The organism is Streptomyces chiangmaiensis, from assembly GCF_036281785.1.
Lineage (GTDB): Bacteria > Actinomycetota > Actinomycetes > Streptomycetales > Streptomycetaceae > Streptomyces > Streptomyces chiangmaiensis.
Genome location: NZ_JAYWVC010000067.1, coordinates 15,155 through 36,575, shown reverse-complemented (window position 1 = coordinate 36,575; position 21,421 = coordinate 15,155). Strand labels below are relative to the sequence as shown.

Below are 21,421 nucleotides of genomic sequence, written 5' to 3'. Positions count from 1 at the left end.
TCAGGCGCACGTCCCCGGCGTCACGGGCATCTGGAAGGACCTCAACGACAACGTCAACCTGATGGCCAACAACCTGACCACGCAGGTGCGCAACATCTCCCAGGTCGCGGCGGCCGTCGCCAACGGTGACCTGACCCGGACGGTGACGATCGAGGCGCGTGGTGAGGTCGCGCAGCTCGCCGACACCTTCAACACGATGGTGAAGACGCTGAGTTCGTTCGCCGACCAGGTCACCAAGGTTGCCCGCGAGGTGGGCACCGACGGCATCCTCGGCGGTCAGGCACACGTTCCGGGCGTGGCCGGCACGTGGAAGGACCTCACCGAGTCCGTGAACCAGATGGCGTCCAACCTCACCGGTCAGGTGCGCAACATCGCCATGGTCACCACCGCCATCGCCAAGGGCGACCTGACCAAGAAGATCGACATCGACGCCCGAGGCGAGATCCTCGAGCTGAAGACCACCATCAACACCATGGTCGACCAGCTCTCCTCTTTCGCCGAGGAGGTCACCAGGGTGGCCCGCGAGGTGGGTACGGAGGGGCAGCTGGGCGGCCAGGCGCGCGTCCGGGACGTCGACGGCACCTGGCGCGACCTCACCGAGTCGGTGAACGAGATGGCCGGGAACCTGACCCGGCAGGTACGCGCCATCGCGCGCGTGGCGACCGCGGTGACCCGCGGTGACCTCAACCTGAAGATCGACGTGGACGCCTCCGGCGAGATCCAGGAGCTTCAGGACTACATCAACAAGATGATCGCCAACCTGCGCGACACCACGATCGCGAACAAGGAGCAGGACTGGCTGAAGGGCAACCTGGCGCGTATCTCCGCCCTGATGCAGGGCCGTCGTGACCTGGAGGACGTGGCCTCGCTGATCATGAGTGAGCTGACGCCCGTGGTGTCCGCCCAGCACGGCGCGTTCTTCCTCGCGATGCCGCTGGTCGACGGCAAGGACCTGAACGCCGAGGCGGACGAGGCGTACGAGCTGCGCATGCTGGGGTCCTACGGTTACTCCATGGGTTCCATGCCCACGTCGTTCCGGCCGGGCGAGGCGCTCATCGGGACGGCCGCCAAGGAGAAGCGCACGATCCTCGTGGAGAACGCGCCGAGCGGCTATCTGAAGATCTCCTCCGGGCTCGGCGAGGCACCGCCCGCGCAGGTGATCGTCCTTCCGGTGCTCTTCGAGGGCAAGGTGCTCGGCGTGATCGAGCTGGCCTCCTTCACCCCGTTCACACAGATCCAGAAGGACTTCCTGAACCAGATCGCCGAGATGATCGCGACGAGCGTCAACACCATCTCCGTCAACACCAAGACCGAGGTGCTGCTCAAGCAGTCGCAGGAGCTGACCGAGCAACTGCGGGAGCGGTCAGCCGAGTTGGAGAACCGGCAGAAGGCCCTCCAGTCGTCCAACGCCGAACTGGAGGAGAAGGCCGAGCTGCTGGCCCAGCAGAACCGCGACATCGAGGTCAAGAACACCGAGATCGAGGAGGCGCGGCAGGTCCTGGAGGAGCGCGCCGAGCAGCTCGCGGTCTCCATGCGCTACAAGAGCGAGTTCCTCGCCAACATGTCGCACGAGCTGCGCACACCGTTGAACTCCCTGCTGATCCTGGCCAAGTTGCTCGCCGACAACGCCGAGGGCAACCTGTCGCCGAAGCAGGTCGAGTTCGCCGAGACCATCCACGGCGCCGGCTCCGACCTGCTCCAGCTGATCAACGACATCCTCGACCTGTCGAAGGTCGAGGCGGGCAAGATGGACGTCTCCCCGACGCGCATCGCGCTCGTCCAGCTCGTCGACTACGTGGAAGCCACCTTCCGGCCGCTGACCGCGGAGAAGGGCCTGGACTTCTCGGTACGGGTCTCGCCCGAGCTGCCCGCCACGCTGCACACCGACGAGCAGCGCCTTCTGCAGGTGCTGCGCAACCTGCTCTCCAACGCGGTGAAGTTCACCGACACCGGGGCCGTCGAGCTGGTGATCCGGCCTGCGGGCAACGACGTCCCGGTGGCCATCCGGGAGCAGCTCCTGGAGGCCGGTTCGCTGCGGGACCCGGACGCGGAGCTGATCGCGTTCTCCGTGGCCGACACCGGCATCGGCATCGCGGCCAGCAAGATGCGGGTGATCTTCGAGGCGTTCAAGCAGGCGGACGGCACCACGAGCCGCAAGTACGGGGGTACGGGCCTGGGGCTCTCCATCTCGCGCGAGATCGCGCGGCTGCTCGGCGGGGAGATCCACGCGCAGAGCGAACCCGGACGCGGCTCGACGTTCACCCTGTATCTGCCGCTTCACCCGAGCGAACTGCCGCCGCACGGCTACTCGCAGCTCGCGCCCACCATGCAGGCCGACGAGCTGCTGGCGTCCGAAGCGGTGCCGGCCGCGCCGGACATCGAGACCCCGGCCGAGGTGAAGTCGTACCAGGAGACCCAGAACGGGCCGGCGGCGCTCTTCCGACGCCGGCGCAGGGCGGTCTCCGGGGGCCCGCAGCGCTCGGGCGCGGGACAGGAGCAGTGGGCCGGGGAGCAGCAGGAAGGTGTGGTGCCGCGGCAGGGCGTGCGGTTCGACAGCGAGAAGGTGCTGATCGTCGACGACGACATCCGCAACGTCTTCGCGCTCACCAGCGTCCTGGAGCAGCACGGCTTGTCGGTGCTGTACGCCGAGAACGGCCGGGAGGGCATCGAGGTCCTGGAACAGCACGACGACGTCGCGGTCGTCCTGATGGACATCATGATGCCCGAGATGGACGGATACGCCACGACGACGGCGATCCGGCGGATGCCGCAGTTCGCGGGGCTGCCGATCGTCGCGCTGACGGCGAAGGCGATGAAGGGCGACCGGGAGAAGGCCATTGAGTCGGGTGCCTCCGACTACGTGACGAAGCCGGTCGACCCCGATCACCTGCTCGCTGTGATGGAACAGTGGATGCGTGAGCAGTGACGGGCACCCTGAATGTTCACGCGGAGTTGCTGACTGTGTGTGGCCGCAGCCGTGTAGAAGTGCGGTGCACGGGGAACCTTCTGATCTCCTGCTGCGTTTCTGCTACGTGCACAGTGACATCACGGTGACAGGGTGTGGCGACAGGCGGGGTGCGGCTACGATGACCGGCACAAGGACGGGCGGCGCAAGGGAGTCGCCCCCTGGGGCGGCGCCGGGTGGCGTCGTCCCGAGTCCTGAGGACAGGGGAGGCCCCAAGCCGGGGCGAGGAGGGCGGGCCATGGTGCAGAAGGCCAAGATCCTCCTGGTCGATGACCGGCCGGAGAATCTGCTGGCGCTGGAGGCCATTCTCTCCGCGCTCGATCAGACGCTGGTCAGGGCATCGTCCGGGGAGGAAGCGCTCAAGGCACTGCTGACGGACGACTTCGCGGTCATTCTGCTGGACGTCCAGATGCCGGGTATGGACGGTTTTGAGACCGCCGCGCACATCAAGCGGCGAGAGCGGACCAGGGACATCCCGATCATCTTCCTGACCGCCATCAACCACGGCCCGCACCACACCTTCCGCGGCTACGCGGCAGGGGCGGTGGACTACATCTCCAAGCCGTTCGACCCGTGGGTGCTGCGGGCCAAGGTCTCGGTGTTCGTCGAGCTCTACATGAAGAACTGCCAACTGCGCGAGCAGGCCGCCCTGCTGCGCCTCCAGTTGGAGGGCGGCGGCAAGTCCGCGGTCGGCGAGACAAAGGAGCCCGCAGGACTCCTCGCCGAGCTCTCGGCACGGCTGGCGGCGGTCGAGGAGCAGGCCGAGGCGCTGTCCAAGCAACTCGACGACGACGCGGCGGACGCGGCGGCGGTGGCGACCGCGGCCCATCTCGAACGCAAACTCACAGGGCTGCGCCGGGCGCTGGACGCCCTGGAGCCGGGCACAGGCAGTGGCGCGCCGTCGGTGCCGTCCCAGAGCTGACGGGCCGCTCCGCGGGTCGGGGACTTTCCTCCGCGGAGCGCTCCGGATGAGCGTGTTTCACTGCCCTTTGAGCTCGCGTCAGTTTCCCGCCTCGTATGGAGCGACACGAACGGGTGAAGCGGAAGGCACGCGTGTCCCCTGTCGTCTCCACCGGTAATCTCACACTCATGGCCCCACGTCCCGCAGCCAAGAAGTCGCCCGCGAAGAAGGCGGCCGCTCCGAGGAAGGCTCCGGCGAAGAAGGCCGCAGCGAAGAAGGCGACCGCCCGGAAGGCCCCGGCCAAGAAGCCCGCCCCGGCGCCGGCGCCCAACCCGACCGGGGGCGTGTACCGACTCGTGCGCGCCCTCTGGCTGGGGCTCGCGCATGCCGTAGGAGCCATGTTCCGCGGCATAGGACGGGGCGCGAAGGGGCTCGACCCGGCGCACCGCAAGGACGGGCTCGCGCTCCTGCTGCTCGCCCTGTCGATGGTCGTCGCCGCGGGCACCTGGGCCAGTCTGCGCGGTCCCGTCGGCGATCTCGTGGAGATCCTGGTGACCGGCGCCTTCGGCCGCCTCGACCTGCTCGTGCCGCTGCTGCTCGGCGGGATGGCCGTGCGCCTGATCCTGCACCCGGAGCGGCCGGAGGCCAACGGCCGCATCGTCATCGGCCTGTCCGCCCTCGTCATCGGTGTGCTCGGCCAGGTGCACATCGCGTGCGGCGAGCCCGCGCGCAGCGACGGCATGCAGGCGATAAGGGATGCCGGCGGGCTCGTCGGCTGGGGCGCGGCCACCCCGCTGACGTACGCCATGGGGGACGCCCTCGCCGTACCGCTCCTCGTCCTGCTCACGTTCTTCGGTCTGCTCGTCGTCACCGCGACACCCGTGACCGCCATCCCGCAGCGGCTGCGGCTGCTCGGGGTGAAGCTCGGGATCCTGCACGAACCGCAGGACGACGCCTCCACCGAGGACGACGAGCGCTACGACGAACAGTGGCGCGAGGCGCTGCCGCGCTCCCGGCGGAGCGGTGCGGCCGCCCCTGAGGCGTACGACCCGGAGGGGGCCGAGCAGGAGGCGCTCTCCCGGCGCCGCAACCGCCCCCGCCGTCCCTCGGTGCAGCCGGCCATGGGCCGGGAGATGGACGCCGTGGACGTCGCGGCGGCGGCCGCCGCCGCCCTGGACGGCGCCGTCCTGCACGGCATGCCGCCGTCCCCGATCGTCGCCGGCCTCACCCAGGGCGTGAGCGTGAGCGACCGGGCGGAGGCGACGCCGGTGCCCGCCGCGCGCCCCCAACAGGACAAGCTCCCGGTCGAGTCCGTGCCGGACCTGACCAAGGCCGCGCCGCAGGAGTCCCGCGGGCTCCCGCCACGCGCCGAACAACTCCAGCTCTCCGGCGACATCACCTACGCCCTGCCGTCCCTGGGCCTCCTCGAGCGCGGCGGCCCCGGCAAGGCGCGCAGCGCCGCCAATGACGCAGTCGTCGCCTCGCTGACGAACGTCTTCACCGAGTTCAAGGTCGACGCGGCCGTCACCGGCTTCACGCGTGGCCCGACGGTCACCCGTTACGAGGTCGAGCTGGGCCCCGCCGTGAAGGTCGAGCGGATCACCGCGCTCACCAAGAACATCGCGTACGCCGTCGCCAGCCCCGATGTGCGGATCATCAGCCCGATCCCCGGCAAGTCCGCGGTCGGCATCGAGATCCCCAACACCGACCGTGAGATGGTCAACCTCGGTGACGTGCTGCGTCTCGCGGCGGCCGCCGAGGACGACCACCCGATGCTGGTGGCGCTCGGCAAGGACGTCGAGGGCGGCTACGTGATGGCGAACATCGCGAAGATGCCGCACGTGCTGGTCGCCGGTGCCACCGGTTCCGGCAAGTCGTCCTGCATCAACTGCCTGATCACCTCGATCATGATGCGGGCGACCCCGGAGGAGGTGCGCATGGTCCTGGTCGACCCCAAGCGGGTCGAGCTGACCGCCTACGAGGGCATTCCGCACCTGATCACGCCGATCATCACCAACCCCAAGCGGGCAGCGGAGGCGCTCCAGTGGGTGGTCCGGGAGATGGATCTGCGCTACGACGATCTGGCGGCGTACGGCTTCCGGCACATCGACGACTTCAACGCGGCCATCCGGGACGGCAAGGTCAAGGCGCCCGAGGGCAGTGAACGCGAACTGCAGCCCTACCCGTACCTGCTGGTCATCGTCGACGAGTTGGCCGACCTGATGATGGTCGCGCCGCGTGACGTCGAGGACGCGATCGTGCGGATCACCCAGCTCGCACGTGCGGCCGGCATCCATCTGGTGCTCGCCACCCAGAGGCCGTCGGTGGACGTCGTGACGGGTCTGATCAAGGCGAACGTGCCTTCCCGACTGGCCTTCGCCACCTCGTCCCTGGCCGACTCGCGCGTCATCCTCGACCAACCCGGTGCCGAGAAGCTGATCGGCAAGGGCGACGGTCTCTTCCTGCCGATGGGAGCGAACAAGCCGACGCGTATGCAGGGCGCGTTCGTGACCGAGGACGAGGTCGCGGCCGTCGTCAAGCACTGCAAGGACCAGATGGCGCCCGTCTTCCGCGAGGATGTCACGGTCGGCACGAAGCAGAAGAAGGAGATCGACGAGGACATCGGTGACGACCTCGACCTGCTGTGCCAGGCGGCCGAACTGGTCGTCTCCACGCAGTTCGGTTCCACCTCGATGCTCCAGCGGAAGCTGCGCGTGGGCTTCGCCAAGGCGGGACGGCTGATGGACCTCATGGAGTCGCGGAACATCGTCGGTCCCAGCGAGGGTTCCAAGGCTCGTGACGTTCTGGTGAAACCCGAGGAATTGGACGGAGTGATCGCCCTGATCCGTGGGGAGTCTCATTCCTAGGGATGCATGGGTTCCGGTTCGCCGTGGGAGTGGGTCGCCCGGGTGCGTCCCCAACGCCGGGCACCGCGCCCGGAAGCCCGACCGTGACCGACTCGTAAGTGATCCGTGAGCAACCGTTTCCCGCCCGCGTACGTCAAGTTGAGGGAGGGGACAGGTGCATGCCCCACCATCAGGATGACCGGCCATTCGGATGGCGTACAAAGTCATACCGCCCGGTTGCCCCACCCTTTCGTACCCCCCCTAGACTGAACTTCCAGCACAGGTGGCTCAACGCTCGAAAGGCGCCCCCGTGTCCATCGGCAACTCCCCTGACGGCAACTCCCCTGAGGACGAGCGTCCGTTCGAAGACGATCGCGACGACGCCACCGCGTCGGAGCCCCCCTCGATCGGCCGAGCCCTGCAGCAGGCGCGCATCGCGGCCGGGCTGACCGTCGACGACATCAGCAACGCCACCCGTGTCCGCGTCCCCATCGTGCAGGCGATGGAACAGGACGACTTCGCCCCCTGTGGCGGCGCGGTGTACGCCCGGGGGCACATTCGCACGCTCGCGCAGGCGGTGCATCTCGACCCGGCTCCGCTGCTGGAGCAGTTCGCCGCCGAGCACGGTGGGCGTCGGGCTCCGACCCCGGCCACCCCCCTCTTCCAGGCGGAACGTATCCGCCCGGAGCGGCGCGGGCCCAACTGGACCGCGGCCATGGTCGCGGCGATCGTCGCGGTGATCGGCTTCGTCGGGTTCACCGTGGTCAAGGGGACCGACGGCGGGGACGGTGGCAAGCCGCAGGTCGCCGAGGGCTCCAAGCCGACCACCAGCAAGCCCGCCTCGCCGACGCCCAAGGCCAGCAAGCCGGTCGAGCAGAAGCCCGAGCCGTCCGACAGCGCCATCGCGGCGGCCCCCCGGGACAAGGTGACCGTCCAGGTGAGCGCCATCAACGGCCGCAGCTGGATCTCCGCGAAGGACCACAACGGCCGCACGATGTACGACGGGCTGCTCGAGAGGGGCGACTCGCAAACGTTCCAGGACAAGGAGAAGATCGACCTGGTCCTCGGCGACGCGGGAGCCATCGAGCTCTACGTCAACGGCAAGAAGATCCAGGACGACTTCCAGCCCGGTCAGGTCGAGCGCCTGACCTACACGCAGGGCGATCCCGTCTCGGGATGAGAGACGCCGTCGGGCACCCTGAAGTGCCCGACCGGTACTGAACGGACAGGAACACACGGGGTTGGCCAAGATCGGCCAACCCCGTCGACGTGGGCTGTCAGCGGGACGAAGTAGTCTTGAGCCCATGCCTGAACGCCGTACCGTCGCACTCGTCACCCTTGGCTGCGCCCGTAACGAGGTGGACTCGGAGGAGCTCGCGGGCCGTTTGGAGGCGGACGGCTGGCAACTCGTGGAGGACGCCGCAGCCGCGGACGTCGCGGTCGTGAACACCTGTGGCTTCGTCGAGGCCGCCAAGAAGGATTCCGTGGACGCCCTGCTGGAGGCGAACGACCTCAAGGGGCACGGGAAGACGCAGGCCGTCGTGGCGGTGGGCTGCATGGCCGAGCGGTACGGCAAGGAACTCGCCGAGGCCCTCCCGGAGGCCGACGGCGTGCTCGGCTTCGACGACTACGCGAACATCTCCGACCGCCTCCAGACCATCCTGAACGGCGGCATCCACGCTTCCCACACCCCCCGCGACCGGCGCAAGCTCCTGCCGATCAGCCCGGCGGAGCGGCAGGAATCCGCCGCGGCGGTCGCGCTGCCCGGGCACGGGCCGGCCGATCTCCCCGAAGGCCTCGCCCCGTCCTCGGGCCCCCGCGCGCCCCTGCGCCGCCGTCTGGACGGCTCCCCGGTCGCCTCGGTGAAGCTCGCCTCCGGCTGCGACCGGCGCTGCTCCTTCTGCGCCATCCCGTCCTTCCGCGGTTCCTTCATCTCACGCCGGCCGAGCGACGTGCTGAACGAAACGCGCTGGCTGGCCGAACAGGGCGTGAAGGAGATCATGCTGGTCTCCGAGAACAACACCTCCTACGGCAAGGACCTCGGCGACATCCGTCTCCTCGAGTCCCTGCTGCCCGAGCTCGCCGACGTGGACGGCATCGAGCGTGTCCGCGTCAGCTACCTCCAGCCGGCTGAGATGCGGCCCGGCCTCATCGACGTGCTGACCTCGATCCCGAAGGTCGCGCCGTACTTCGATCTGTCCTTCCAGCACTCGGCGCCCGACGTGCTGCGCGCCATGCGACGCTTCGGCGACACCGACCGCTTTCTCGCGCTGCTGGACACCATCAGGAGCAAGGCCCCCGAGGCGGGTGTGCGCTCCAACTTCATCGTGGGCTTCCCCGGAGAGACCGAGGCCGACCTGGCCGAACTCGAGCGGTTCCTGAACGGTGCGCGGCTGGACGCCATCGGCGTCTTCGGCTATTCCGACGAGGAGGGCACCGAAGCCGCCACGTACGACAACAAGCTCGACGAGGACGTCGTCGCCGAGCGGCTGGCCCATGTCTCCCGGCTGGCCGAGGAGCTGGTGTCCCAGCGCGCCGAGGAGCGCGTCGGTGAGACCCTGCATGTGCTCGTGGAGTCGGTGGACGGCGAGGACGGTGCCTACGGCCGCGCCGCGCACCAGGCGCCCGAGACGGACGGCCAGGTGCTGTTCACGGTGGGCGAGGGCCTTCGCGTCGGCCGTATGGTCGAGGCGAAGGTGGTCGGTACGGAGGGTGTCGATCTGGTGGCCGAGCCGCTCGCGGGCTCGCTCGGCAGTGCTGAGGAGGCGGGCAGATGACGGGGATCTCGGCGTCCGCAGCGGGCGGCTCCTCGGCTGCGCGTGGAGCGTCCGGGCCGGGAGGCTCCGGGCCCCCGGGCATGACCGGCGGAAAGGCGGCCAAGGGTGCGTCCGGTCACCAGGTGGCCAAGGCGGACGCGGACACCTCCGGCGCCCAGGAAGGCGTTCGGCCGGCGCGCGGCGCCAAGCTGACGGCCGCCGCGGTCAACCAGGCCAGTGTCTGGAATGTAGCCAACCTTCTGACGATGCTCCGGCTGGTTCTCGTGCCGGGCTTCGTCGCGCTGATGCTGGCGAACGGCGGTTACGACCCGGCATGGCGCTCACTGGCCTGGGCGGCCTTCGCCGTCGCCATGATCACCGACCTGTTCGACGGCCATCTGGCGCGCACGTACGACCTCGTCACCGACTTCGGGAAGATCGCCGACCCGATCGCCGACAAGGCGATCATGGGTGCGGCACTGATCTGCCTGTCCGCGCTCGGAGACCTGCCGTGGTGGGTGACGGTGGTGATCCTGGGCCGTGAGCTCGGCATCACCCTGCTGCGCTTCCTGGTGATCCGCTACGGCGTGATCCCGGCGAGCCGCGGCGGCAAGCTGAAGACGCTCACGCAGGGAGTGGCCGTCGGCATGTACGTGCTGGCGCTCACGGGGTGGCTCGCGACCCTGAGGTTCTGGGTGATGGCCGCGGCGATCGTCCTGACCGTCGTCACCGGGCTCGACTATGTGAGACAGGCCATTGTGCTGCGCAGGCGCGGAATCGCCGAGCGCCGAGCCGCCCCTGAGGAGGCGCAGGGGTGAATCATCTGGCCACCGAGATACTGCGACTACTCACGGTGAGAGGCGAGACGCTCGCCGTCGCCGAGTCGCTGACCGGTGGTCTGGTGGCGGCGGAGATCACGGCGGTGCCCGGGGCCTCCCAGGCCTTCCGCGGCTCCGTGACCGCCTATGCCACGGATCTGAAGCGGGACGTCCTCGGGGTCGACGCCACCCTTCTGGACGCGCACGGGGCGGTGGATCCGCAGGTGGCGGCTCAGATGGCAGCCGGCGTCCGCAAGGTGCTCGGCGCCGACTGGGGGCTTGCGACGACCGGTGTGGCAGGGCCCGAGCCTCAGGACGGGCAGCCGGTCGGCACGGTTTTCGTGGCGGTACACGGGCCGTTCGAAGGAGTTTCCGACGAACTCAGTGGCGGGAAAGTGGTCTCGCTGCGGTTGAACGGCGACCGCGAGGAAATCCGTATGGAGAGTGTACGGAGCGTGCTCGCACTGTTCCTCAGGGAGCTTGCGGGCGAACAGACTGGGAATGAGCGGGCACAGGATACGGAACAGAACGGGGGGACTTGATGTTTGCAGCCCTGAGTGAACACAACAGCGCTCCCCGCACGGCCGCGGCGCAAGGCGGTACGGTGGGGCGTGAAGGATGCGGTTTCGCGGTCCGAGGAGGGAGCCACCGATGATTCTGCTCCGTCGCCTGCTGGGTGACGTGCTGCGTCGGCAGCGCCAGCGCCAGGGCCGTACTCTGCGCGAAGTCTCCTCGTCCGCCCGAGTTTCGCTCGGCTATCTCTCCGAGGTGGAGCGGGGGCAGAAGGAGGCGTCCTCCGAGCTGCTCTCCGCGATCTGCGACGCGCTGGACGTACGGATGTCCGAGCTCATGCGAGAAGTGAGCGACGAGCTCGCGCTCGCCGAGCTGGCACAGTCGGCGTCGGCACCCGAACCGGTGCCCGCACCGGTACGTCGCCCGATGCTCAACTCCGTGTCCGTCACCGGTGTCCCACCGGAACGGGTAACGATCAAGGCGCCCGCCGAGGCAGTGGACGTGGTCGCCGCCTGACTCTCACTCGCGTGGGCGGGTGAGGTTCCGACGTGTGAAGGAGCCCCGGCCGGGGCCGCTCCGGGAGACCGGAGGGGCCGGCCGGGGCTCTCGCGCGTCCGGGCGGCGTCACCCGGCGCGTTCTTCCGTGAGGGGCGCGCGGCCGGGCTCCGTGCTTCCGCGGGCGCTCGCGGCGGCCTGCGGGGGCTGGGGGGCGGTCCCGTTTGCCGGGCCCGTACGGGGCGGCCATGGTGGAAGGGCGGGGGCTCGGGGTCACACGAGCGGAGGATGCCGATGTACGTCGTGAAGAGCCCGCTGTCGGACACGGACCTCAAGATCGTCTCCGAGGCGCTACAGGGAGCGCTGGTCGATCTGCTGGACCTCTCCCTCGTGGCCAAGCAGGTCCACTGGAACGTGATCGGACCGCGCTTCCGCTCCATTCACCTGCAGCTCGACGAAGTCGTCGACAGCGCACGCCGGCACTCCGACACCGTCGCGGAACGCTCCTCGGCTCTCGGTGTCCCGCCGGACGGGCGGGCCGCGACGGTCGCTCAGGGCAGCGGCATCGGCTCCGTGCCCCAGGGCTGGGTGAAGGACACGGATGCGGTGGGCACGCTCGTGGCCGCCCTGGGCGCGGTGATCAGCGGCATGCGGGAGCGCGTGCAGACCACTGCCGAGGCGGACCCGGTGAGCCAGGATCTCTTTTTGGAGATCACCGCGGACCTCGAGAAGCATCACTGGATGTTCCAGGCGGAGAACGGGTGAGGGCAGGGCACCGCGATGCTCCGCGCACCCCTGGGACCGGTGGTGGGCGAGGGTGTGCGCGGGATGCGCCCTGTGCCACAGGTGCCGGGGGCATGCGCTGGGTCCGGTGCGCCCGTGTGCCGCTGGTGCGCCCTCCCTGGCCGCGACAGGCCGGTCTAGGGTCTGGTTCCTCGGGTTGGAGGTGACGGCCATGGCGGGGCCCGCGGCGCGCTGGGGGGCTGCGCTGGCGCTGGGCGTGCTGTGGTGGTGGGGGGTGCTCCGACTCGTGCTGGCACCCGACGCGGGGGTGCTGGAGGGGGCGGTCGCGACCGGGGGATGGGGACTGAGTCTGCTGCCGGTTCACTGTGTGCCGAAGTCCCGGGCCGAGGGGGCGGCCGGGTCGGACCAGTGGGCCCGGTCCTGGCGGCGGTGGCGTACCGCGTGGGGGCACGGGAGGTGTGCGCAGTCCCGGTGAGGGGGTGGGGGCGCGGGGGCGCGGACGGGACCGGTGGGATCGTGTCCGGGGGTGTTCAGGGGACCCCCGGAGCGGTCGGCTGCCGGCCCGCCCGCGCGTCACCGCACGGCGGGGTCACCACGGCATGGCGACGCCGCCGTTCGGCCGGAGGATCTGGCCTGTGGTGAACGATGCCGCGTCGGAGGCCAGGTACAGGACCGCGTGGGCGATGTCCTCCGGCTCTCCGACCCGGCCCAGCGGCGACAGTCGTGTCATGAACGCCTCCGTCTGCGATTGGGCATCCCCATGACGGGCGGTCATCGGCGTACGGGTCCATCCGGGCGCCACCGCGTTGACCCGGATGCCGTGCCGCCCGACCTCGGTCGCGAGGGTCTTCGTGAGCTGCACCATGGCGGCCTTCGCCACCCCGTAGCAGAGCAGTCCGGGACCGCCGGTGTCGACGGCGCTCGACGCCATCGTGACGATGCTGCCGCGGGTGCCGTCCGCGATCATGCGGAGTGCGGCTTCCCGGCAGGCGTGCAGCACGCCCTTGAAATTGACGGCCAGGACCCGGTCGAGGTCCTCGTCGCGCGTCTCCAGCACGGGGCTGCTGTGCATGATCCCGGCGACGGCCGCCATCGCGTCGAGGCGCTCGCAGCACGCGAGCGCCTGCTTGAGCTGCGCCCGGTCGGTCACGTCGAGGTGATGGGTGCGGGCCGTGCCACCGCGGTCCTTGATCAGGGTCGCGGTCTCGTGCAGGCCCTGTGTGTCCCGGTCCGCGCAGTGCACGGTGGCGCCTGCCTCCGCGAGCAGTACGGCCGAGGCGCGGCCGATGCCGCTGGCGGCTCCGGTGACGAATGCGGTGCGTCCGCTGAGGTCGTACGCCGTGACGGGCATGAAAGCGACGGTACGAGCACTTCTGACGGGTCGTCAATTATTTGTGCGGGGAGGGATACCGGGGCGCTCGGCGCGTCCGCGGGACGGGGACGGAGCCGGGCCGCGCTGGCAGGCCGGACACCAGTAGGTGGGACGGTCGCGGGAGCCGTCGCCCTGGTCGGCGACCCGGATGGAGGTGCCGCAGCGCGCGCAGGGCCGCGGAGCACGGCCGTACACGAAGAGGTTCTGCTCGCGCCGTCCGGTGGTGTTGCGGGCGGGGCGGTCGCGGTTGGCATCCAGAAGCCGCTTGGCGAGGACGGGGAGGCGGGCCGCATGCTCGCCCGGGAGGTCGCCGACGGCGAGCCACGGTGTCGCCTGGAGCAGAAAGCACAGCTCGCTTTTGTAGACATTGCCGATGCCGGCCAGATTGCGCTGGTCGAGGAGGGCCTCACCAAGGGAACGTGCGGGGTCGCTCAGCAGGTTCTTCAGCGCCCTGTCGGGGTCCCAGTCAGGGCCCAGGAGGTCGGGACCGAGGTGGCCCACCGCGCGGTGCTCGTCCGTGGTGCGCAGCAGCTCCAGGACGGGCAGCCGGTAGCCGACGGCCGTGCGGTCGCCGGTGCCGAGGATCGCCCGGATCTGGTGGGCGGGGCCGCCGCTCCAGCGCTGCCCGGGTGCGTAGATCTTCCACGCGCCGTCCATCTTCAGGTGCGAGTGCAGCGTGAGCCCGCCTTCGACACGGGTCAGGAGGTGTTTGCCGCGCGCGGTGACGTCCAGGACGGTACGGCCGGTGAGGTCGGCGGTGGCGTACCTGGGCACGCGCAGGTCGGAACGGGCCAGCACCTTTCCCGCGAGCGCACCGTGCAGACGCTTCGCGGCTTGGTGGACGGTGTCGCCTTCGGGCATGGGTCAAGGGTGACACGCCGGGGCCGCGGAGCGGAGGAGGCCGAACGGCGTCCCGGCGGGCTGGGGCCGCGGCCTCGGTGCCGACGCCTCAGGCCCGGATCCGCAGCCCTCGTGGGGTCGCGATGAAGCCGGCTCCCTCCAGCAGCACGCCGAACGGGGACGAAAGGGCCGCGGCGCCGTTGACGCGCTCCACCGTGACCGTGCCGAGCGAACCCGCGCGTGCGGCCGCCCCCAGGGCCTCGGCGGCGGCGCGCACACGGGCGTCCTCCGTCACCTTGGCCTCCGGGTCGGACGGCCAGGCCAGCAAGGTCTTGCCACCCCGCTCCATGTAGAGCGCCAGCTCACCGCCGACGAGCACCACCAGTGAACCCGCCTTGCGCCCCGGTTTGTGTCCCGCACCCGCAGGCGGCTCGGGCCATGCCAGCGCCGCTCCGTACGCGTTCGCGGGGTCGGCGGCCGCGAGGACCACGGCCCGGGCCGGGCCCGCGGAGCGGCTGCGGTGGGGCGGGAGACCCGGCCTGTGCGGTGCATAGAGGGCGCGGGGGCCCGGCCCCATGGCGGAGGGACCGGAGCCCGGGCGCGGCCCTCCGAAACCGGGATCGGACAGCGGGTCCCGGCTCTTCGCGTCGGGCTCGAATACGTCGCCGAACGGGTCCTCCGGACCACCGTGGCCGGTGATGCCCGAGCCGTCGAAGGGGCTGTGGGCGAGGTCCGGAGCCCCGGTGGGATCGAAGCCGTACGGCTGCGCGCCGGCTTCGGGGAAGCCGTTCGTGAAACCGTTGCCCGCGGGGGATGCCCCGGGAGCGCCCGGCAGCGGCTCGCCCCGCTCGCGCGCGTTCGCCACCGCGCGCAGCCGGTCCACCGCGCCGTCCATCGCGAACTGTGCCGCACCGAGCCCCTCGACCACATAGCCGCGCCGGGCCTGACCGCTCTCCTCGAAGGCGGACAGGACGCGGTACACGGCCGAGAAGCCGCCCTCCACGCCCTCCGCCGCCACCGCGCCACGGGTCACCACGCCGTGCCGGTCCAGCAGTGTCCGGGCCAGCGCGTGGGCGCGGACGGTGGTGTCGGCCTCACGGGTGGGCAGCAGCGACCAGCGGCCCGCCACGGTCGGTGGGCCCGTACGGGACTGGGGGCGGGCGGCGGCCGTCAGTGAGCCGTAGCGTCCGCGTGGCACCGCGCGCTTGGCGCGGTGGGCCGTGGAGCCCGCGGTGCGGCCCGAGCCGAGCAACGATCGCATCGGTGCGAGCGTGTCGTTCGTCAGCCGTCCCGACCAGGCCAGATCCCAGATCGCGTCGGCCAGGTGGGGATCCGTTACGTCCGGGTGCGTCGTGGCGCGGACCTGGTCGGCGATCTGGCGGAAGAACAGGCCGTAGCCGCCGGAGAGGGCATCCAGAACCGACTGGTGCAGTGCCGTCAGTTCCAGGGGGTGCGGAGGAGGCAGCAGCAGCGGTGCTGCGTCCGCGAGGTACAGCGAGACCCAGCCGTCCTTTCCGGGGAGCGCGCCCGCGCCCGCCCACACCACCTCGCCGGCGGCCGTGAGTTCGTCCAGCATCGCGGGCGTGTAGTTCGAGACGCGGGACGGAAGGACGATCTTTTCCAGGGCGGACGCGGGCACGGATGCACCCTGCAGTTGTTCGATCGCACGTACCAGGCCGTCGACGCCGCGCAGCCCGTGTCCGCCGCCGACGTGCTGCCACTGCGGCAGGAACTGCGCCAGCGCGGCCGGAGGCACGGGCTCCAGCTCGTGCCTCAGCGCCGCCAGGGAGCGGCGCCGCAACCTGCGCAGTACCGCCGCGTCGCACCACTCCTGGCCGATCCCCGCCGGGTGGAACTCCCCCTGGACGATCCGGCCGGATGCCGCCAGCCGCTGCAGCGCGCCCTCGGTCACGGCCACCCCGAGGCCGAAACGCGCGGCCGCCGTGGCCGACGTGAAGGGCCCGTGGGTGCGGGCGTAACGCGCGAGAAGGTCACCGAGGGGGTCCCTGACCGGTTCGGTGAAGGCCTCCGGCACTCCGACGGGCAGCGCCGTGCCCAGCGCGTCGCGTAGCCGGCCCGCGTCCTCGACGGCAGCCCAGTGGTCGACGCCCGCGATCCGGACCCTGATCGCGCGACGGGCGGCGGCCAGCTCCCGGACCCAGCGCGGGTCGGCCCCTCGCTCCACCAACTCGGCCTCGGTGAGCGGGCCCAGCAGCCGCAGCACGTCCGCGACCGACTCGACGTCCTTGACACGCCGGTCCTCGGTGAGCCACTGCAGCTCGCGCTCCAGCTCGGTGAGCACCTCGGCGTCGAGCAGCTCGCGCAGCTCCGCCTGGCCCAGCAGCTCGGCCAGCAGCCGGGAGTCCAACGACAGCGCGGCGGCACGACGCTCGGCGAGCGGGGAGTCCCCCTCGTAGAGGAACTGTGCGACGTACCCGAACAGGAGCGAGCGGGCGAAGGGGGACGGCTCGGGGGTCGTGACCTCGACGAGCCGCACCTTGCGGGACTCGATGTCACCCATCAGCTCGACCAGCCCCGGGACGTCGAAGACGTCCTGGAGGCATTCGCGGACCGCCTCCAGGACGATCGGGAACGAGCCGAACTCGCTCGCCACCTGGAGCAGTTGGGCCGCGCGCTGGCGCTGCTGCCACAGCGGAGTGCGCCGGCCCGGGTTGCGGCGCGGCAGCAGCAGCGCGCGGGCCGCGCACTCCCGGAACCGGGAGGCGAACAGCGCCGAGCCGCCGACCTGGTCGGTGACGATCTGGTCGACCTCGCCCTTGTCGAAGACTGTGTCCGCCGCGCCGACAGGTGCCTGCTCGGCGTCGTACTCCGTGCCCGCCTTCATCGGCTCCTGGTCGAGCAGGTCGAGGCCCATCAGATCGGCGTCCGGCAGGCGCAGCACGATACCGTCGTCGGCATGCATGACCTGGGCGTCCATGCCGTACCGCTCGGACAGCCGGGCGCCCAGCGCGAGCGCCCAGGGAGCGTGGACCTGGGCGCCGAAGGGGGAGTGCACCACCACCCTCCAGTCGCCCAGCTCGTCCCGGAACCGCTCGACGACGATCGTGCGGTCGTCCGGGACGTGGCCGCAGGCCTCGCGCTGCTCGTCCAGGTACGCCAGCACGTTGTCCGCGGCCCAGACGTCGAGGCCCGCGGACAGCAACCTCAGCCGCGCGTCCTCCTTCGGCAACGAGCCCACCTCGCGCAGGAACGCGCCCACCGCGCGGCCCAGCTCCAGCGGCCGGCCCAGCTGGTCGCCCTTCCAGAAGGGCAGCCGGCCGGGGACGCCAGGAGCGGGGGAGACCAGCACCCGGTCGCGGGTGATGTCCTCGATCCGCCAGGAGCTGGTGCCCAGCGTGAACACGTCCCCGACCCGGGACTCGTACACCATCTCCTCGTCCAGCTCGCCGACCCGGCCGCCGCCCTTCTTCGGGTCGGCCCCGGCCAGAAAGACGCCGAAGAGCCCGCGGTCCGGAATCGTGCCCCCCGAAGTGACGGCGAGCCGCTGGGCGCCGGGGCGGCCCGTGACCGTGCCCGCGACCCGGTCCCACACCATGCGCGGCCGCAGCTCCGCGAAGGCGTCGGAGGGATAGCGGCCCGCGAGCATGTCCAGCACCGCCGTGAACGCCGACTCGGGGAGCGAGGCGAAGGGTGCCGCCCGGCGGACCACCGCGAGGAGGTCGTCGAACTGCCAGGTGTCGAGTGACGTCATGGCGACAAGCTGCTGGGCGAGCACGTCCAGCGGGTTCGCCGGGACCCTCAGCGACTCGATGGAGCCGGAGCGCATCCGCTCGGTCACCACGGCGGCCTGGACGAGGTCGCCGCGGTACTTGGGGAAGACCACGCCCGTGGACACGGCGCCGACCTGGTGCCCGGCGCGGCCCACGCGCTGCAGGCCGGAGGCCACGGACGGCGGTGACTCGACCTGGACGACCAGGTCCACCGCTCCCATGTCGATGCCGAGCTCGAGGCTGGAGGTCGCGACGACGGCGGGCAGCCGGCCCGCTTTCAGGTCCTCCTCGACGAGGGCCCGCTGCTCCTTGGACACTGAGCCGTGGTGGGCGCGCGCGAGCACCGGGGGCGCTCCCTGGGCCGCACCCGAACCGCCCATCAGCTGTGCGGGAGCGTGGTGCTCCTCCAGCGTCTCGCCGGTGGCCCTCTCGTACGCGATCTCGTTGAGCCGGTTGCACAGCCGCTCCGCCAGGCGCCGGGAGTTGGCGAACACGATCGTGGAGCGGTGGGCCTGGACCAGGTCCGCGATCCGCTCCTCGACATGCGGCCAGATGGAGGGGCGCTCCTTGCCCTCGGCGCCGTCGCTGACGGGAGAGCCGCCCAGTTCTCCGAGGTCCTCGACGGGGACGACGACCGACAGGTCGAACTCCTTGCCGGACTCCGGCTGGACGATCTCCACCTTGCGGCGCGGGGAGAGGAAGCGGGCCACCTCGTCCACCGGGCGCACGGTGGCGGACAGGCCGATGCGGCGCGCGGGCCTGGGCAGCAGTTCGTCGAGCCGTTCGAGCGAGAGGGCCAGATGCGCTCCGCGCTTGGTGCCCGCCACGGCGTGCACCTCGTCCAGGATCACCGTCTCCACACCCGTCAGCGCGTCGCGCGTGGCCGATGTCAGCATCAGGAAGAGCGACTCGGGCGTGGTGATCAGGATGTCCGGCGGGCGCGTAGCCAGAGCACGGCGCTCGGCCGCCGGGGTGTCGCCGGAGCGGATGCCCACCTTCACCTCCGGCTCGGGCAGGCCGAGCCGGACCGACTCCTGGCGCATGCCCGTGAGCGGGCTGCGCAGGTTCCGCTCCACGTCGACCGCGAGGGCCTTCAGCGGGGACACGTACAGCACGCGGCAGCGCTTCTTGGGGTCGGCGGGCGGCGGCTTGGACGCCAGCTGGTCGAGCGCGGCGAGGAACGCGGCCAGCGTCTTGCCGGAGCCGGTCGGGGCGACCACGAGCACGTCCGAGCCCGCGGCGATGGCGTGCCACGCCCCGGCCTGGGCCGCGGTGGGCGCGGAGAACGCCCCCGTGAACCAGCCGCGGGTCGCGGGGGAGAAGCCGTCGAGGGCCGGATGTGCGGGACTGGGCATGCGTCCATCCTGCACCCGCCCACTGACAACTCCCCTGACCTGAGCAAACGCAGGGTGACGGTGCTGCGGCCCGGACCGGGCCGCAGCACCCGTACCGCAGAATGGGGCCATGGCGGGTTCCGGGGAGCGGGCGCGGCACTGGCAGTACGAGGAACTGCCGGGTGTCGATCTGCTGCGAGCCCGCTACATCCGCAAGAGCTTCGTACGGCACACCCACGAGCACTTCGTGATCGCGGCCATCGCCGACGGCGTCGAGGTCTTCCACCACGGCAGTGCCGACCGGTACGCGGGCCCGGGCGCCCTTGCGCTGGTCAACCCCGACACCCCGCACACGGGCCGGGCCGGCGGACCCGAGGGCTGGCGGTACGGAGCCGTCTACCCCTCGCCGGAACTGGTGGCCGAGATCGCCGCCGAGACCACGGTCATCCGCGGGACCCCCGGCTTCGCCGGCCCCGTGCTCGAGGATCCGTACGCGGTCGGACTGGTCCACGAGGTGCTCAGGGCCGCCGACGAGGGCTACGCGCTCGCCGCCGACACCCTGCTGCGGGTCGCTGTGACCCGGCTGCTGCGGCTCAACGGAGGGCCGATGCCGCAGCGCACCCTGCGCGGCGCGGGTGCCCGCGCCGCCGCACGCGCGCGTGCCGTGCTCGAGGAGCGGATGACCGGGCCTCCGACCCTGGAGCGGCTCGCGGCTGATCTCGGCACCAGTCCCTTCGCGTTGCTGCGTGCCTTCCGTGACACCTACGGCATGCCGCCCCACACCTGGCTGACCGACGCCCGCGTCCGCAGGGCCCGGCGTCTTCTGGACTCCGGCGTCACGCCCGCCGAGGCGGCCGTGGCGGTCGGCTTCGCCGACCAGCCGCACCTCAACCGCCACTTCACCCGCATCGTGGGGGTACCGCCCGGGGCCTACCAGCGTGAGCGCAGACGCGACGGGCGGCACACCCCGGAGCGCAAGAACGTACAAGACGTCCGGGACGGGCTGCTCGTACCGTCCGCGGTGTGGCAGAACAAACCGCGCACGCGGCCATACGCAGGGACGACGGCGGAAAACCGGACGCCGCCGTCGTCCGTGACGCCCTGGGCGTCGGGGTCGCCGTAGGGCTGTCCGGTTTCGCCTTCGGAGTGACCTCGGCAGGCAGCGGGCTTTCGCTGCTGCAGACCTGTGCGCTCAGTCTCCTGGTGTTCACCGGTGCCTCGCAGTTCGCCCTGGTGGGTGCTCTCGCGGCCGGGGGCAGTCCGTTCACGGCGGCCGCGGGCGCCTTCTTCCTGGGGGTGCGAAACGCGTTCTACGGGCTGCGTCTGTCGCAGCTGCTGGCCCTGCCGCGCGCGGTGCGCCCGCTGGCCGCCCAGTGGGTCATCGACGAGACCACCGCCGTGGCGCTCGCCCAGCCGACGCGGCGCAGCATCCGCATCGGCTTCACCGTCACCGGGCTCACGCTCTATGTGCTCTGGAACCTGACCACGCTCCTGGGGGCCGTCGGCGCACGGGCCATCGGCGACACGGACGCATGGGGTCTGGACGCCGCCGGGCCCGCGGTGTTCCTGGCGCTGCTCGCGCCGATGCTGAAGACCACCACGGAGCGAGCGGTGGCGGGCGCCGCCGTGGTACCGGGCCTCGGCCTGCTGCCGGTGCTGCCCGCCGGCGTACCGGTCCTGGTGGCGGCACTGGCGGCCCCGGTCGTCCTCTGGGCGGGGGGACGGCGCCACCGCGGGAACAGGCCCGAGGCCCCGACCGCCGACGACGTACTGCACGCACAGGGGGAGGACCGATGAACGTCTGGATCGCGATCGGTGTGACCGCGGTCGGCTGCTATGCCGTCAAGCTCACCGGTCTTCTCGTGCCTGCGGGCTTCCTGGAGAGGCCGCTCGTGCGGCGGCTCGCGGCCCTGCTGCCGGTCGCCCTGCTGGCCGCCCTCACGGCCCAGCAGACCTTCGCGGACGGCCGTGCCCTGGTGCTGGACGCCCGGGCCGCGGGGCTCGCCGCGGCCGCCGTGGCCCTGCTGCTGCGTGCCCCCTTCCTGCTCGTCGTCGCCGCGGCCGTCGTGGTGACGGCAGGAGTGCGGGCGATGACGGGCTGAGCGG

The 21,421-nt window shown here is 71.2% G+C and carries 16 protein-coding genes; 13 read left to right on the top strand and 3 right to left on the bottom strand.

Annotation, left to right across the window (positions count from 1 at the left end; genetic code table 11):
* The 10 genes from VXC91_RS20470 to VXC91_RS20425 all read left to right on the top strand — a co-directional run.
* A partial coding sequence (locus VXC91_RS20470; RefSeq protein WP_329508738.1) for a HAMP domain-containing protein occupies positions 1-2,926 on the top strand: 2,926 nt, incomplete at its 5' end.
* A 277-nt stretch (positions 2,927-3,203) separates the two neighbouring features.
* Complete coding sequence (locus VXC91_RS20465; RefSeq protein ID WP_329508737.1) at positions 3,204-3,887, top strand: response regulator; 684 nt, start codon at positions 3,204-3,206, stop codon at positions 3,885-3,887.
* 95 nt (positions 3,888-3,982) lie between these two features.
* Complete coding sequence (locus tag VXC91_RS20460) at positions 3,983-6,733, top strand: DNA translocase FtsK (RefSeq protein ID WP_329508736.1); 2,751 nt, start codon at positions 3,983-3,985, stop codon at positions 6,731-6,733.
* Between the two features lie 289 nt (positions 6,734-7,022).
* Complete coding sequence (locus tag VXC91_RS20455) at positions 7,023-7,892, top strand: helix-turn-helix domain-containing protein (protein WP_329508735.1); 870 nt, start codon at positions 7,023-7,025, stop codon at positions 7,890-7,892.
* A gap of 124 nt (positions 7,893-8,016) precedes the next feature.
* Complete coding sequence (rimO, locus tag VXC91_RS20450) at positions 8,017-9,489, top strand: 30S ribosomal protein S12 methylthiotransferase RimO (RefSeq protein WP_329508734.1); 1,473 nt, start codon at positions 8,017-8,019, stop codon at positions 9,487-9,489.
* The gene (gene pgsA / locus VXC91_RS20445) at positions 9,486-10,286 is read left to right on the top strand and encodes a CDP-diacylglycerol--glycerol-3-phosphate 3-phosphatidyltransferase (RefSeq protein ID WP_329508733.1); all 801 of its coding nucleotides are present in this window, start codon (positions 9,486-9,488) and stop codon (positions 10,284-10,286) included. The genes rimO and pgsA overlap by 4 nt, the downstream gene beginning before the upstream one ends.
* Complete coding sequence (locus VXC91_RS20440; protein ID WP_329508732.1) at positions 10,283-10,828, top strand: CinA family protein; 546 nt, start codon at positions 10,283-10,285, stop codon at positions 10,826-10,828. Before pgsA ends, VXC91_RS20440 begins: the two co-directional genes overlap by 4 nt.
* 109 nt (positions 10,829-10,937) lie before the next feature.
* A complete protein-coding gene (locus VXC91_RS20435; protein ID WP_329508731.1) occupies positions 10,938-11,315 on the top strand; it encodes a helix-turn-helix domain-containing protein in 378 nt (125 codons plus the stop codon).
* Positions 11,316-11,588: 273 nt separating this feature from the next.
* Positions 11,589-12,059 carry a Dps family protein gene (locus tag VXC91_RS20430; RefSeq protein ID WP_329508730.1) on the top strand — a complete coding sequence of 157 codons (471 nt, stop codon included), beginning with the start codon at positions 11,589-11,591 and terminating at the stop codon, positions 12,057-12,059.
* A 190-nt stretch (positions 12,060-12,249) separates the two neighbouring features.
* Positions 12,250-12,513 carry a hypothetical protein gene (locus VXC91_RS20425; RefSeq protein ID WP_329508729.1) on the top strand — a complete coding sequence of 88 codons (264 nt, stop codon included), beginning with the start codon at positions 12,250-12,252 and terminating at the stop codon, positions 12,511-12,513.
* Positions 12,514-12,627: 114 nt separating this feature from the next.
* On the opposite strand, the gene VXC91_RS20420 is transcribed toward VXC91_RS20425, so the two are convergent.
* From VXC91_RS20420 to VXC91_RS20410, 3 genes are all read right to left on the bottom strand, one after another.
* A complete protein-coding gene (locus VXC91_RS20420; RefSeq protein ID WP_329508728.1) occupies positions 12,628-13,389 on the bottom strand; it encodes an SDR family NAD(P)-dependent oxidoreductase in 762 nt (253 codons plus the stop codon).
* 33 nt (positions 13,390-13,422) lie between these two features.
* Entirely contained in the window at positions 13,423-14,271 is an 849-nt protein-coding gene (locus VXC91_RS20415; RefSeq protein ID WP_329508727.1) for a DNA-formamidopyrimidine glycosylase family protein, read from the bottom strand.
* 88 nt (positions 14,272-14,359) lie between these two features.
* A complete protein-coding gene (locus VXC91_RS20410; RefSeq protein WP_329508726.1) occupies positions 14,360-19,336 on the bottom strand; it encodes an ATP-dependent helicase in 4,977 nt (1,658 codons plus the stop codon).
* 109 nt (positions 19,337-19,445) lie between these two features.
* On the opposite strand from VXC91_RS20410, the gene VXC91_RS20405 reads away from it, so the two are divergent.
* Genes VXC91_RS20405 through VXC91_RS20395 form a run of 3 tightly spaced genes read left to right on the top strand, consistent with a single transcriptional unit; the run spans position 19,446 to position 21,417 of the window.
* Positions 19,446-20,438 (top strand): AraC family transcriptional regulator, encoded by a 993-nt coding sequence (locus VXC91_RS20405; protein ID WP_329508725.1) that lies wholly within the window; start codon positions 19,446-19,448, stop codon positions 20,436-20,438.
* Positions 20,339-21,112, top strand: a complete 774-nt coding sequence (locus tag VXC91_RS20400) for an AzlC family ABC transporter permease (RefSeq protein WP_329508724.1) — start codon at positions 20,339-20,341, stop codon at positions 21,110-21,112. Before VXC91_RS20405 ends, VXC91_RS20400 begins: the two co-directional genes overlap by 100 nt.
* A complete protein-coding gene (locus VXC91_RS20395; protein WP_329508723.1) occupies positions 21,109-21,417 on the top strand; it encodes an AzlD domain-containing protein in 309 nt (102 codons plus the stop codon). Before VXC91_RS20400 ends, VXC91_RS20395 begins: the two co-directional genes overlap by 4 nt.
* Positions 21,418-21,421 lie beyond the last annotated feature (4 nt).